General features: G+C 39.5%; 11 protein-coding genes. 5 read left to right on the top strand and 6 right to left on the bottom strand.

Annotated elements, in window-relative coordinates; translation table 11 throughout:
• Positions 1-17: 17 nt before the first annotated feature.
• The 3 genes from artP to P3L44_RS14615 all read right to left on the bottom strand — a co-directional run bounded on the left by artP (position 18) and on the right by P3L44_RS14615 (position 3277).
• Positions 18-746, bottom strand: coding sequence for an arginine ABC transporter ATP-binding protein ArtP (gene artP, locus P3L44_RS14625; RefSeq protein WP_004256404.1), 729 nt, complete (start codon positions 744-746; stop codon positions 18-20).
• Between the two features lie 98 nt (positions 747-844).
• Entirely contained in the window at positions 845-2326 is a 1482-nt protein-coding gene (locus P3L44_RS14620; protein WP_140170818.1) for a DUF2867 domain-containing protein, read from the bottom strand.
• A gap of 51 nt (positions 2327-2377) precedes the next feature.
• Entirely contained in the window at positions 2378-3277 is a 900-nt protein-coding gene (locus tag P3L44_RS14615; RefSeq protein WP_004256402.1) for a lysine exporter LysO family protein, read from the bottom strand.
• Positions 3278-3679: 402 nt separating this feature from the next.
• Between P3L44_RS14615 and P3L44_RS14610 the strand changes: the two genes are divergently transcribed.
• The 3 genes from P3L44_RS14610 (at position 3680) to macB (ending at position 8611) form a co-directional block, all read left to right on the top strand.
• On the top strand, positions 3680-5344 hold the full coding sequence (locus P3L44_RS14610) for a DUF2813 domain-containing protein (RefSeq protein WP_094960662.1): 1665 nt from the start codon (positions 3680-3682) through the stop codon (positions 5342-5344).
• A 214-nt stretch (positions 5345-5558) separates the two neighbouring features.
• Positions 5559-6665 (top strand): macrolide transporter subunit MacA, encoded by a 1107-nt coding sequence (gene macA / locus P3L44_RS14605; protein WP_094960663.1) that lies wholly within the window; start codon positions 5559-5561, stop codon positions 6663-6665.
• 2 nt (positions 6666-6667) lie between these two features.
• Positions 6668-8611 carry a macrolide ABC transporter ATP-binding protein/permease MacB gene (gene macB / locus P3L44_RS14600; RefSeq protein ID WP_140170815.1) on the top strand — a complete coding sequence of 648 codons (1944 nt, stop codon included), beginning with the start codon at positions 6668-6670 and terminating at the stop codon, positions 8609-8611.
• A gap of 63 nt (positions 8612-8674) precedes the next feature.
• On the opposite strand, the gene P3L44_RS14595 is transcribed toward macB, so the two are convergent.
• The 3 genes from P3L44_RS14595 to P3L44_RS14585 all read right to left on the bottom strand — a co-directional run bounded on the left by P3L44_RS14595 (position 8675) and on the right by P3L44_RS14585 (position 11771).
• Positions 8675-9679, bottom strand: a complete 1005-nt coding sequence (locus P3L44_RS14595) for a mannonate dehydratase (protein WP_272661738.1) — start codon at positions 9677-9679, stop codon at positions 8675-8677.
• Positions 9680-9757: 78 nt separating this feature from the next.
• Complete coding sequence (locus P3L44_RS14590; protein WP_272661739.1) at positions 9758-11020, bottom strand: MFS transporter; 1263 nt, start codon at positions 11018-11020, stop codon at positions 9758-9760.
• A gap of 67 nt (positions 11021-11087) precedes the next feature.
• Positions 11088-11771: an RraA family protein gene (locus P3L44_RS14585; protein ID WP_272661740.1), complete on the bottom strand. Its 684-nt coding sequence runs from the start codon at positions 11769-11771 to the stop codon at positions 11088-11090.
• Positions 11772-11971: 200 nt separating this feature from the next.
• Between P3L44_RS14585 and P3L44_RS14580 the strand changes: the two genes are divergently transcribed.
• Together P3L44_RS14580 and P3L44_RS14575 are read left to right on the top strand one after the other, a co-directional pair.
• On the top strand, positions 11972-12667 hold the full coding sequence (locus tag P3L44_RS14580) for a FadR/GntR family transcriptional regulator (protein WP_140170811.1): 696 nt from the start codon (positions 11972-11974) through the stop codon (positions 12665-12667).
• A 436-nt stretch (positions 12668-13103) separates the two neighbouring features.
• Positions 13104-14450 carry a purine-cytosine permease family protein gene (locus P3L44_RS14575; RefSeq protein ID WP_004256368.1) on the top strand — a complete coding sequence of 449 codons (1347 nt, stop codon included), beginning with the start codon at positions 13104-13106 and terminating at the stop codon, positions 14448-14450.
• The last annotated feature ends 5 nt before the right edge of the window (positions 14451-14455 follow it).

Below are 14455 nucleotides of genomic sequence, written 5' to 3'. Positions count from 1 at the left end.
GCTTAATCCTATATCTATTAATGTGACAGATAATTTGCAAATGCTTCTGTTTGAGGTGCAGTGAAATGGCTTGCATCCCCTTGTTCTACTATATGGCCGTTTTCCATATACACGACACGACTAGCGGTTTTGCGAGCAATTTCCACTTCGTGAGTGACGATGACTTGTGTAATCCCAGTTGCAGATAGTTCACGAATAATATCAACAACTTGAGCAGTGATTTCTGGGTCAAGTGCAGCGGTTGGTTCATCAAATAATAAAACTTTTGGTTCCATCATTAGCGCTCTTGCAATCGCAACACGCTGTTGCTGACCACCCGATAAATGTAAGGGGTAGCGATCAGCAAATTGCGACAACCGTAAGCGTTCTAATAACTTGGACGCTTTTGCTTGCGCTTCTTGCTTTGATAATTTTAACACGCGGCAAGGTGCTTCAATTAAGTTGTCCATAACGCTCAGATGAGGCCACAGATTATATTGTTGAAATACCATCCCTACATTTTGACGCAGCTCACGAATCGCTTTCGCATCTGGAGCTGAAGAAAAGTCAAATTGCTGACCCACAATATTCAAGTGGCCTGAACGTGGCATTTCTAATAAATTGAGGACACGTAACAATGAGCTTTTACCAGCCCCGCTTGGCCCAAGTAATACCATAGTCTCACCAGCAGAACACTCTAGATTGATATCAAAGAGTGCCTGATGGGAACCATAGAAACAGTTGATGTTTTTTAATTGAATGCTCATGTGTACCAATAATATCTTATTTCACTACCCGCGATATTAATCCTATAAGCATATTTATTCAATAATTTCTGCATAAAAATTTGGTTTTTACGCTAAAATTATTCCGATTTAACGGTCAGTTGCTCTGCTTGCTGTTCTTTAGCGAGTTGTTTATCTCGCTCATAAGCCAGTTCGCTGATGCGTTTTGCCATCCCCTTAAAAATAAATAAATGTGCGGGCATCATGGCAAACCAATAGAGTAGGCCGCAAAAGCCAGCTGGGTGCCACCATGCTCTAACATCAATTGAACGGCGGTTCCCGCTATCATGAATAGTAAAAGTTAAGCGGCCAAGTCCTGGGGCTTTCATACCAAATAACAAGCTAAGTTGTTTATTAGGTTCAAGATTAATTACGCGCCAGCCGTCAATCTCATCACCGAGTTGGAGCTGTTCACGATCGGGGCGGCCGTACTTCACTTTATTTAACATCATATCGTCCATGATGGCGCGAGTTTTCCACAGGCCATTGGCATAGAAATAGCCGTTTTTTCCGCCGATTTGTTGCACTGTATACCAAAGCGATTCTGAACTGGCTGTTGTTCCAAGGGTTGCTCCCGCTTGTTTTGGGTAATAGCCATAGCCGGGACGCCAGCGTTTTCTGACTTCTGGATCATAACCCCAATCTGCGTTATCAACGGCATCGGCTTCTTCTGCTAAAGTCGTTCTAACGGCATCATCAAAAGAAATTAAGGTTTGGGGGATCAGTTCTCGTAACGCTTTATCATCCGCGGGGAGGTCGTGCTGCAAGCCTTGAATTAACTCCTTAGCGATTGACGGTGGTACGGAGGTGATCAAACTGATGAAATGCACGGAAATCATACTGATGGGGATCGGAATAGGAATAAGTAAACGCCGCTTACCACTGACTTTAATAAAGCGCTTAAATAGCTCTTGGTAGCTAATAAACTCAGGGCCACCTGCATCAAAAATCCGATTCTCAGTTGTTGGTATTTTTGCCAGTTGCGTTAAATAATACAAAATATTCGATAAGGCGATAGGTGACGATTTAGAACGAACCCAACGTGGTGGCGTTAAAATCGCTAAGTTGTAGACCATATCACGCATAATTTCGAATGCGGCAGAACCAGACCCAACGATAATTGATGAGCGGATTTCGGTAATAGGAATTTGGCTTTCACGTAAAATATCACCGGTTAAACGTCGAGCAATTAGGTGTGGTGAATAGGTATGCCCGTGTTGTAATGCGCTGAGATAGATAACATGTTTAACGCTTGAGCCTTCAAGGGCTTGTTGCACGTTGCGAGCGGCTGCACGCTCACGCTCGACTAAATTGGCTTGGTCGGCCATGCTATGAACGAGGAAATAAACAATATCGATGCCTTCCATGACACCTTTTAGTGTTTCAGGGTCGTGAAGATCCACATAAATGCATTGGGTATCTTGCCAGCCTTGAGATAACATCCAATCAACACGGCGTGCACCTGCTGTTACGTCATATCCTTGCTCAATGAGTTTAGGGATCAGATTCTGACCAATATAGCCACTAGCGCCCAACACTAAAACACGTTGTTTATCTGTCATGTTAATTTCCTGATTCACGCAAATTAACAGCTATTGTGACTGAAATTTTACCTATGTAAAGAAGGCCATGAGAATTGGCGTAATAAGACTCAGTACGAAGCCGTGAACAATAGCAGCAGGGACAATTGAAACCCCACCACTGCGTTGTAAAACAGGCAGTGTAAAATCCATTGATGTTGAACCACAAATGCCAAGAGCGGTTGAGCGGTAACGGTTAATAATAATTGGGATAAGCATGATTGCAGCAAGTTCCCTTGCTAAATCATTGAAAAAAGCTGCGCTCCCCATGACTGGGCCATAAGCATCGGTGAGGACAATCCCTGTTAATGAGTACCAGCCAAAGCCAGAAGCCAGTGCTAACCCCATTTTCACGGGAAGGTCTAGTAAGAATGCAGCTAACGCACCACCCGCTAATGCACTGACTGCCATGACAAACGCAATGGTTGTGCCGCGTCGGTTGATTAAAATTTGCTTGATGCTCATGCCGCTGTTACGTAGCTGGATACCGACAAGTAATAACAATAGCATTAACGCCAGTTGGCTGCCTTTGTCGGCATAGTGTAGAAAGTCAAAATGAGTTAGGCCAACGACAAATCCGAGCAGTAGCACACCGCATAGCTGTAAGGATTCGAGAACCATTTTGATTCGTGAAGGTGGTTTTTCTTGTTTATGTTGCGGAATTTTCCAAGGATCAAATTTATCCAGCAATAACAGTGAGATTACATTCAATGAAAATATGCAACCAAAAAAGGTAACTGCATAAATTAAAATAGAAAATAAGTGAACACTTAAATTTTCAAGAAGTGCAAGAGTAATTCCCATTAAAAATAAAATAACATACACCATTGAATTCAAGGATTGGTGTACTCGATGGAGAATTTGCTTGTTTTTAATAGGAATAAGATAACCAAGCGTTAATGGTAGAAGAATAATTAAGAGTCCTGAATACATGGCCGCATCCTTAGAGGTTATCCCATCGACTAGCTAAATATAAACAAAGGGTTATACAATTTTATTTATTTAGGTTATTGAAGTACAAACCCGATTTAACGCCCCGTGCTAAAAGTTCTTTTTGTTATAAAATGTTTTTATTGGCTAACTAATAAAAAATAGGTCAAAAACACTAAAAATAAAAGTTTTACTATTTTATAACACTGCAATTAGATGCTCAACATAGTTTGCTATTTTGCTATGAAGAATTTTTATTTTACATACATAGTTATAGTAATAAAGAAGGTTAATCGGTAAGCTCTAAATATTGTTCTTTAGTATATCCAATTGACGGAATCACCCGATATGTAATGAAAACTAATAATATTTAGGGTGAACTAAAAATATTCCAAGGAGAGTGATATGTACCTGGAACGTGTGGAAATATACGGATTTAGAGGGATTAACCGCCTTTCATTAGAACTGAATAACAGTACAGTTTTAGTTGGCGAGAATTCATGGGGAAAGTCGAGCTTACTTGATGCACTTGACCTTCTTCTTTCTCCTGAACATATAGATTACCAATTCAGTCTTCATGATTTTCACTATCCCGCAGGGAATGATGAGTCACGTTACCGTTCATTGCAGATAGTCTTAAAATTTTGTGAACGCCGCAAAGGGCGTCATCAATCCTATCGTTTTCATAACTTAGCCTCAGTTTGGGTAGATAACGGTGATGACCTTAAACATATTTTTTATCGTGTTAGTGCGGAACTTAAAGATGATGACACGATAGTTGTCGATAAAAGCTTTTTAAATGCAGGTGGTAATAAACTTTCATTGGACAACGTCGGTAAATATATTAAAGAAATTATTCGGTTGTATCCTGTTATTCGCCTTCGTGATGCGCGTTTTTTACACTCACTTAATCCAGAAACGATTGTTTCAGGGCAAAAAGAGGTACGTGACTTATTTAATGCTCGTATTAAGGAACTCACTAGCGCATTGGTCAACAACCCTGAACGCTTAAGTGATGAAGATCTCTGTGATGGGGTTGATGCCATGCAACAGTTGCTTAGTCATTACTTCTCTGGGCAAAGCTCCCATATTATTCGTTCAGATAATTCAATGGTTAAAATAGAACCGCGTAAACGCGGTTGGAAAGCGCTTGATAATATTAACCGGTTAATTGCCAAGCCAAATCAACGTAATATTCGGTTAATCATTTTAGGGATGTTTTCTTCTTTATTACAATCAAAGGGCAATATTCATTTAGATAAATACGCTCGGCCATTGATTATTGTTGAAGACCCTGAAACGCGTTTGCATCCAATTATGCTTTCCATTGCATGGGGCTTATTTAGCTTATTTTCTCTACAGAGGATCACCACGACGAATTCAGGGGAGCTACTTTCATTAGCGCCTTTGGAGGATTTATGTCGTCTGGTTCGTAATACGAATAAAGTTTCAGCTTATCGTTTAAATGAAAATGATTTGAGTGCTGAAGAATTACGTAAAATTTCTTTCCATATTCGCTTTAATCGTCCGTCAGCCTTGTTCGCTCGCTGTTGGTTATTAGTTGAAGGGGAAACTGAAATTTGGCTGATGAATGAATTCTCGCGCCAGTGTAACTATTACTTTGAAACAGAAGGAATAAAAGTTATTGCATTTGCGCAAAGTGGTTTGAAACCACTGCTAAAGTTTGCCAATAAAATGGGAATTGAATGGCATGTTTTAACTGATGGTGATGAGGCAGGGCGTAAATATGCGGCAACAGCGACGCATTATGCTAATAAAATTAATTCCTCAGATAGGGATAGGCTAACGATGCTACCCGCACCAGATATGGAACATTTCCTATATCGTGAAGGGTTTCGAAAACTTTATCATGAAATTGCTGATATTCCAGATAATGCGAAAGTTTCAACAAGGCGAGTGATTATTAAGGCGATCTCTCGTACATCGAAGCCAGATTTAGCGTTAGCAACTGTTAATCGGGCGGCTGAGTTAGGTCCAGATAGTATCCCTCTACAGTTGAAAAGTATGTTTTCTCGTGTGGCATGGTTGGCAAGGGGTAAAGCAAATTAATGGTGATATCGATAAATTTTACGGGTTGTTGATGGATTATTGAGAAATCCCACTCTTAGGTTTATCTCATGTTGAATCAATTGATAACTTAAGTGATATATAATTTGATCATTAGTTTTTAGCTGGCAACAAATTGGAAAGTCACCTCCTTTTACAAGTTGTCAGCGATCTTAGAGGGCAATGCCCTCTTTTTGTTCATAGGAAGCGAATAAACATGAAGGCAAAGCCTAAGAAAAAGTGGCCGATTTATTTGGCAATCATTATTGTTGCCCTAGTCACTGCTGGGTTTCTTTTTAATCGTGAGGAAGAAGAGGTTTTTCAAACCGTAGATGTCACTCGAGGCGATTTAGATAAACAAGTGCTGGCAACGGGAAAACTTGACGCTGTACGTAAAGTCGATGTGGGGGCTCAAGTGAGTGGGCAACTACAAACTCTGTATGTTAAAGAGGGTGATTATGTTAAAAAAGGTGATTTATTAGCCGTTATTGACCCGAAAAAAGCCCAAAATGATGTGACTGAGTCTGAAGCGATGACTCGTGAACTTGAAGCGAATCTATCATTAGTTCAAGCGGAACTTCGCCTTGCTCAACTGACTTATCAACGTCATTTAAGCCTAGCGAAACAGCAAGCCGTTTCCCAACAAGAGCTTGATAAAGCCAAAACGGATGTAGAAGTGAAAAAAGCGCAAGTTGCCACTTATCAAGCGCAAATTAAGCGTAACCAAGCCACTTTAGATTCGGCAAAAACAAATTTGAAATACACTCAAATTACGGCTCCAATGGATGGCATTGTCACCTTTATTAAAACATTACAAGGGCAGACGGTTATTGCTGCTCAGGAAGCACCAACGATTTTAACACTTGCGGATTTAGACACGATGCTAGTAAAAGCGGAAGTTTCTGAAGCAGATGTGATTTATTTGGAGCCTGGGCAAGATGCCTCGTTTACCGTCTTAGGCGCTCCAGATAAAAAATTCTCAGGGCAACTAAAAGATATTTTACCAACACCTGAAAAAATCAATGATGCCATTTTCTATTATGCGCGCTTTGAGGTACCCAATCCGCAACATTTATTGAAATTACAAATGACCGCTCAGGTCACTATTGAATTAGAGTCACGTAAAAATGTTCTGTTACTACCGCTATCTGCATTAGGCAATGAAATTTCACCACAAACCTATGAAGTGGATATCCTTCAAGGCAATAAAGTCGAGAAAAAACATGTTGAAATTGGTGGTCGAAATGATGTGTATGTGGAAATTACCAAAGGCCTAAATGAAGGTGACAAAGTGGTCATTGGCCATAGCGAGACGGAATACTAACTATGTCTGCGTTAATTGATCTTCAAGGGATCACTCGCCGCTACGGGGAAGGCGAAAACCAAGTTACAGTCTTAAAAAATGTCTCACTGCAAATTAATGCAGGTGAGATGGTGGCGATTATTGGTGCTTCTGGTTCAGGTAAATCCACGCTCATGAATATTATTGGGTGCTTAGATAAACCAACTGAAGGGAATTATTGCATTGATGGTCAAAGCGTTGCAACGTTAGATAACGACCAATTGGCAGAACTGCGCCGAGAGCATTTTGGCTTTATTTTTCAACGTTACCATTTACTGAGTCATTTAAGTGCGGAACAAAATGTTGAGGTGCCTGCGGTGTATGCAGGGGCGGGTAAAAACCAACGTCGTGAGCGAGCAGCCCAGCTATTACAGCGTCTAGGGTTAGGGGAGCGAGTTGATTATCGCCCAAGTCAGTTGTCTGGTGGGCAACAACAGCGCGTGAGTATTGCTCGCGCTCTTATGAATGGTGGGCAGATAATTCTCGCGGATGAGCCAACAGGAGCACTGGATAGCCATTCGGGGGAAGAGGTCATGAATATTTTAAAAGACCTCTGTGCCCAAGGGCATACCGTAATTATTGTCACGCATGACCCTGAAATTGCTCAACAAGCGGAACGTATTATCGAAATTAAAGATGGCGAGATTTTGAATGACTCGGGTAGCAAAGCCACGAAACGAACAAATTCATTACCAAAAGCTCCCCCACGAAAATTCTCTTTAGCTCAGGCGTATGGGCGGTTTAGTGAGGCCTTATTAATGGCTTGGCGTGCCATGGTCGTTAATAAGATGCGTACATTGCTGACTATGCTTGGGATTATCATTGGCATTGCGTCGGTGGTATCAATAATGGTGATCGGTGATGCTGCTCAAGGCATGGTCCTTAATGATATAAAATCAATCGGGACGAATACCATTTCAATTTATCCAGGGGAAGACTTTGGGTACGATGATGCAAAAAATCGTCAGTCCTTAAGAGCCTCAGATATTGATGCATTAGCAAAACAGCCTTATGTGTACGCGATTTCTGGCGAGCTCAACCACTCAACACGCTTAAGAAAAGGGAATGTTGACGCTTCGGCACAGCTCACCGGTGTTGGTCGGGATTATTTTAATGTTTATGCCTCTAAATTTTCAGAAGGTATGAGTTTCACGCAAGATATGGTGGATAAGCGCGCACAAGTGGTGGTTATTGATGCCAATACTAAGCGCCGCTTTTTCCCTAAACAAGAAAATGTTATTGGCGAAACTTTGCTCATTGGTAATATGCCTGTAACGGTTATCGGTGTGCTTGAAGAGAAAAAATCGACTTTTGGTTCGAGTAAGTCGCTATCGGTTTGGTTACCGGATACTACGGTGAATAGTAAAATTCTGAACCGTCCATACTATGAGAGCTTTGTTGTTAGGGTGAAAGACGGTTACGATGCGAAAACGGTAGAACAGCAACTGACCCGCTTACTCACGTTGCGCCATGGTAAAAAGGATATTTTCACCTATAACCTTGACACTTTTGTAAAAACAGCGGAAAAAACCACCCAGACTATGCAACTGTTTCTAACATTAGTCGCGGTTATTTCGCTGGTGGTTGGTGGTATTGGTGTGATGAATATTATGCTGGTTTCTGTTACCGAAAGGACGCGAGAAATTGGTATTCGCATGGCGGTAGGGGCTAGGACTAGCGATGTGATGCAGCAATTTCTTATCGAAGCCGTACTAGTCTGTTTAATGGGCGGGTTGATGGGGATTGGCCTATCGTATGGGATTAGTTTATTGGCTCAAATGGCACTACCAGGCTGGACTTTTTCTTTTGACCCGGTGGCATTAGTCAGTGCCTTTGTTTGTTCAACAGCCATTGGCATTATTTTTGGCTTTTTACCTGCTCGAAATGCAGCTCGCTTGAACCCAATTGATGCGTTGGCGAGGGAATAAATTGTTCGTATAAAGCTCTCCATGCACATTTATCAAAATAGTGCATGGAGCATTGTTTATATATTATTTCAGTACTTTAAGTAATGCTTGCATATATCCCATCGCATAAGCCATACCTGCGTGCCATGGCGCATCACATGACATTTGTGGCGTATGGTCAGGGATTAATACACCTGTATAATTATTTTCTTTTAATATTGTTAATACCTTCAACATATCAATATCGCCCTCATCAATGAAGGTTTCATGATAGTGTGGCACTTTACCTTTAACGTTCCTAAAATGGACGTATGCCATCGTATCTTGACTTGCATATTGTTGTACTGCTTCGTAAACGTTGCCCTCAGACATTTCGGCAATGGTTCCAAGACAAAACTCTAGTGCATTTGATTTACTTGGTTTTATATCTAGTAATTTTTGATATAAGTGAGGTTGATTGACGAGCCTTGGCTGGCCTCTGACAAACTCTAGTGGAGGATCGTCTGGATGAGCAGCTAGGCGAACGCCTGCTTCTTCAGCGACAGGGATAATATGGTTTAAGAACCAGGTTAACCTTTCCCAGAGTTGCTCTGTTGTTGTTTCAGGACGATAACCAGCACTATGGTTATTGATTTTCATATTCCATGCCATATTATCCGGCATTGGCTCTAGAATGTCTTCATTGATGCCAGATAAACCAACAGTTTGAGCACCTCCTCGTGCTTTGTTTTCGATAACTCGCCCTGCGACTCCTGCCAGACTGAAATTATATCCAAAGACAGGAATACCTGCTTTCCCTACATTTCTAATAATGTTTTTGACGACTTCAAGCTGTTCTAATTTTTTAGGGCCGTCAAACAAAATATCATCCCAGTGGCAAGGGTCGAAATTTTCAATTGCATAAAATGTTAAGCCAAACTCTTGCATCCGGTCACGGATTTTTATTAGTTCATCTACTGTCCAGACATCACCAACAGCCGTTCCCCAGCCATCATTATCGCCAATTGGCTGGTCGCTACGTGAAAATCGTAAAGTAGTCGACCATATGAACAACGATATGAGTTGCTCCACATTGTTTTGCGAAAGCATAATGTTCATCATTAAGCATATGTCGATATAAACCAAATCCTAGTTTTATAATTATTAACCTTTTAATTTGAAAATTTCTTAGTTAGTGAGATTTAGTGGTTTTACATATAATGCGACACTGATTGCGCCAACAATACCGATTCCACCTGCCACAAAAAATGCGATGCTATACATTCCAGACCATTCAATGATATAGCCTGTAATAATAGGGCCTAAAATTCCGGCAACATTTGCCATTGCGTGTACAAATCCACCAACTGCACCAATATTATTTTTTGCAACGGTATCTTGTAGGATTGCCCAATAGGTTGTAGCAGATAAATATAAGAAAAATATTCCGAATGCCATGAGTGCTACGGCACTTTCAACACGAGTAACATTACCGACAAGAAAGACAAGGATTGCCGATATTCCTAGACAACTAACCAACACGATTTTTCTGGAGAATAATGGTTTATTTGTTTTCTTTAAAACAAAGTCACAAAGTATTCCCCCTAGAGCCATTCCAATAGCACCTAATAGCCAAGGTATAATACTTACTATACTCATATCTTTTATACTGAGATTTTGAACATTAGATAAGTAACTTGGAAACCATGATAAAAAGAAAAATAAAATATAATTCAAACTGAAGAATGCAAGAGTTGTTGCTAATATAGTCGGACTCTTTATATAAAAAGATAATGGTTTAGATATAGTATTTGTGGTTTTTGATTCTACATTATTATCGTCAGATAAAATATATTCTAATTCTTCTTTTGATATTTTTTTATGTTGTTCCGGTTTATCTTTGGCAATTTTTAACCACCCAATTAGCCATATAAAGCCTATTGCAGCAAGTATAAAAAAAGCAACACGCCAACCAGTTGTAATTATTAATATTCCCATTATAGGGCCAGCAATAGCTCCACCTATTGGATTACCAGCAGTTGCTATACCTATAGCAGTAGCAACTTCTTTTTTAGGGAACCAGTTATTAACCATTTTATTGAGTGTTGCTGCAAAGGGGCCTTCAGCTGCACCAAATAAAGTTCGGATAATAAGCATAGAGATAAAACCAACAGTTACCCCAATCATGCCGCAAAAGATAGACCAAAGAGCCATACTTACGGCAAAAACCTTTTTGGGACCATATTTATCTGATGCGTATCCGCCAATGAAATTAAATAAAGCATATCCAATAGAAAAACTACTGAAAAGTACACCCATTTCACTTGGTGTTAAGTTTAAATCTTTAGAAAAAACAGGAGCTGCAATAGCAAATGCAGAGCGATCCATATAGTTTATCATTCCTCCAAGAGAAATAAATAAAACTAAATTCCATCTTATTTTTCTAAACATAAATCACCTTTGATATAATGATATGTTTATTATTAAATTTAATAAGACATATCTATTTTTATGTTTATCACATGACGCCAAATTTATTATATGCTTCTACAGCACCCATTCCATTTGCTATTTCTTTTTGTACTTTATTCTCCATTTTTTGTTTTTCAAATGCATTTGCAATAACGTAAGACTCTACATTTTTAGGAATAATTAATACGCCTTCTTCATCGGCAACAATTAAATCACCTGGTTCAATTAAAATATTATTGATTTTGATTGGAACTCGATAATCTAATACTTTACCTCTTATTTTTTGATCTTGAGCATAACTACCTAATGAAAATACAGGGAAATCAAGTTCTAGTATTTCTCTCTTATCTCTTGAATAGCCATAAATAATAGCGCCCGCAGCGTTAAGTTTTTTAGCTCTTGTCGACATTAATCCACCCCACAGGGCGTAATTATGCGAAGAACCGGAAGCGATATAAACTTCACCTTCCTTTAAGCCATCTAGTGCTTCAAACATAATACCGAAATCTTTATTTCCTAATGGCCCATTAGATGTAACGTCAGGCGGTAACATGTAATCAGCTTCTAGTACAGGCATTGCTCGACCTACAATCTTCATATCCTCAGATAAAGGTTTGAGTATAGGAGGCAAGAACTGATGGTGTAATCCTATTTCATCTAAAATATCCCCTAGAAGAGCTACGGGTAATTCCTTTTTAATCTTGTCAAACAAATCATTATCTTTATTCATTTCATATTCCTATGTATCTAAGGTTTTAATCTTACTGTTTGGCTGTCAACCTGTCGTACAGGCTAACAGTATGGCCTTAATATTAAAAGAGGGTTAATATAGGTTTTGTGATACGACTCTAGTTTTATTATTGTTTTAATCACAGGAAGATTATTTTTTGATTTTAAATCAAATGGATATTCCTAATTTTGGGGGTTAGATTGCATCCTTTAATTGAAAAACAAACACTTTCAGAGCAAGTTAGAAGCTATGTTCTATCTTTAATATCTCAATCAAATCTAAATCCAGGTGATGAAATACCGAGTGAAAAAGAGATTATTGAACGTTTAGGGGTGAGCAGGGGGGTGGTTAGAGAGGCTTTTCAAAGCCTTTCTATATTAGGTATTTTAGATATTAGTAGTGGCAAAAAACCTAAAATACAAAAAATTAACTCAAACCCGTTAGAAACTATTTTTAATCATGCCATTGTGACTCAGCAGGTTAATTATAAGCAAATCTTAGGCCTTCGACGTGCGATTGAAGTTGATTCTGCAGTGTTGGCTGCAATGCATGGAAATAAAAATGATTATATCAAGTTAAGAAAAATTGCAGATAAAATGAGGAAATCCTTGTTGAGTTCTAATGATTGGGATTTGTTCATTGAGAGTGATATTGATTTCCACTTAACATTAGCTGAAATGTCACAAAATCCGTTATATGCATTGATGCTAAAAGCATTAAGAGGCGCATTAGGTGGTTCTATTTCAGCTGGTTTATTAAACCAAAACAACCATGATGAACATAAAAAGATCATTGATATTCATTTTGATATTTTAGAGTCAATTGAAAAACAAGACTTTGTGGCAACTGGGTTAAAGATGGATACTCACTTTAAGTTAACCATGGATAGTTTTTAGATCAGCCACCCATAATAATTTTTCTTAGTGAGATTTTTGAGTGGCGAAGGATAAGCTAAATTCCTTCGCTCTACTTTCTGTGTAACTCAGTTTTAAGGTCAATTATCAATATGTGAATCATCTGCTTGTAAATAATTTGATTTAGGGGTGGTCTCATTTTTCGGAACCAAGTTCCTCAATTAAATTCTGCTAATTAAATGCGTTATTTTTAACTCCTTCATTTCCCGATAATATTTTTTTCAGTCTGTATATTCCCTCGTTTCTTAAAATATTTCATAATAAAAAACTGTCTGAAAAGATAAATTCTACTTGCGAATTGGTATCGATCATGGATATGATTTGCCTTGTAGAATAAATGAAACCTAGTTCCATATAATGGAACTTATAATAAAGCCAGTAAAAAACTAAGCAAAGACAACCACACAGCAGGTGCGATATGGCGAATAAAGCAGGTGAAGATTATTCTTTGGCTCGGGTACCCCAAAGTGCTCGTAGGCCGTTCTATGAAGTGTTAATTCTACGAATTGGCGCACTAGCTTGTGTTTCACAAGTTATGTTAGGTGCGGCTCTTGGGTATGGGTTAACTTTTTGGCAGGCGTTTTGGGCAACGATGCTTGGATCTGTAATTTTACAGGTTGTCAGCTGGGGGCTTGGAGCGGCTGCGTGCCGCGAAGGAATGTCGATCAGCCTACTGTCTCGGTGGGCGGGTTTTGGTAAGTTAGGCTCAGCCCTCATTGGTGGTGCGATTGCTATCTCCTTAATGGGTTGGTTTGGCGTCCAAAATGGTTTCTTTGCGGATGGAATGTATAAAGCGACTAATGTGCTAACACCAGGGACTTGGTCACTTATTACAGGTATTGCGGTGACGGTTATAACAGTATATGGGTATCGATTTTTATCTATTACTGCCAATATCTCAACGCCGCTATTTTTATTCGCGTTAGGTTGGGCGACATATAATTTATTATCAGGTCAAGACATTGGTACGCTTATCAATGACACTGAACCCGCCGGGCCATTAATGACTATGCCTGCTGCCATCACAATGGTTGCTGGTGGTTTTATTATTGCAGCAGTGACAACACCCGATATCAGCCGTTTCATGAAAGGGCCTAAAGATGTGTTTTGGATGACGCTTATCGGCACATTTTTTGGTGAGTTACTGGTCAATATGATAGCGGTACTAATGGCGCTGTCATTACGTACAAGCCAAGTATTTGATTTAATGATGGCGCTGACAGGCCTATTAGGTGCATCGATTGTTATCTTCTCAACAATAAAAATGAATGATATCAATTTGTATTCATCATCGTTAGGTTTTTCAACACTGTTAAATGCCATATTTAATAAGCGTTTTGACCGTCGTTATTTAACGTGGGTGATTGGTATCTTTGGCACAATCGCTTCAATGTTAGGGATATTAGATAACTTTATCGGTTTCTTAATTTACTTAGGAATAGCCATTCCTCCTGTCGCAGGGATTATGGTTGTTGACTATTACTTGTTAAAACGTGATCGCAAAGAACTAGATATCACTCGAGAGCAAGGCATATTACCACCGAGCTGTGAAGCATATAACCCAGTAACACTCGTGGTGTGGGTGATCGCAGTACTGGTTGGCTGGGGGACATCAGAGTTAGGTCCGCTGCATGCAGACTACGGTATCCCAGCGCTTAACTCTTTGATTACTGGTGCAGTTGCTTATTGGATAGGCATGCGCTGGCAGGCGAAAGCGAGAGGTGTTGAAACGGTACACTTTCGCAAAGTCTCTCATTTAGATTAAGGATT

Source organism: Providencia sp. PROV175, from assembly GCF_032707045.1.
Taxonomy (GTDB): domain Bacteria; phylum Pseudomonadota; class Gammaproteobacteria; order Enterobacterales; family Enterobacteriaceae; genus Providencia; species Providencia hangzhouensis.
This window is presented reverse-complemented; position numbering and strand designations above follow the sequence as displayed.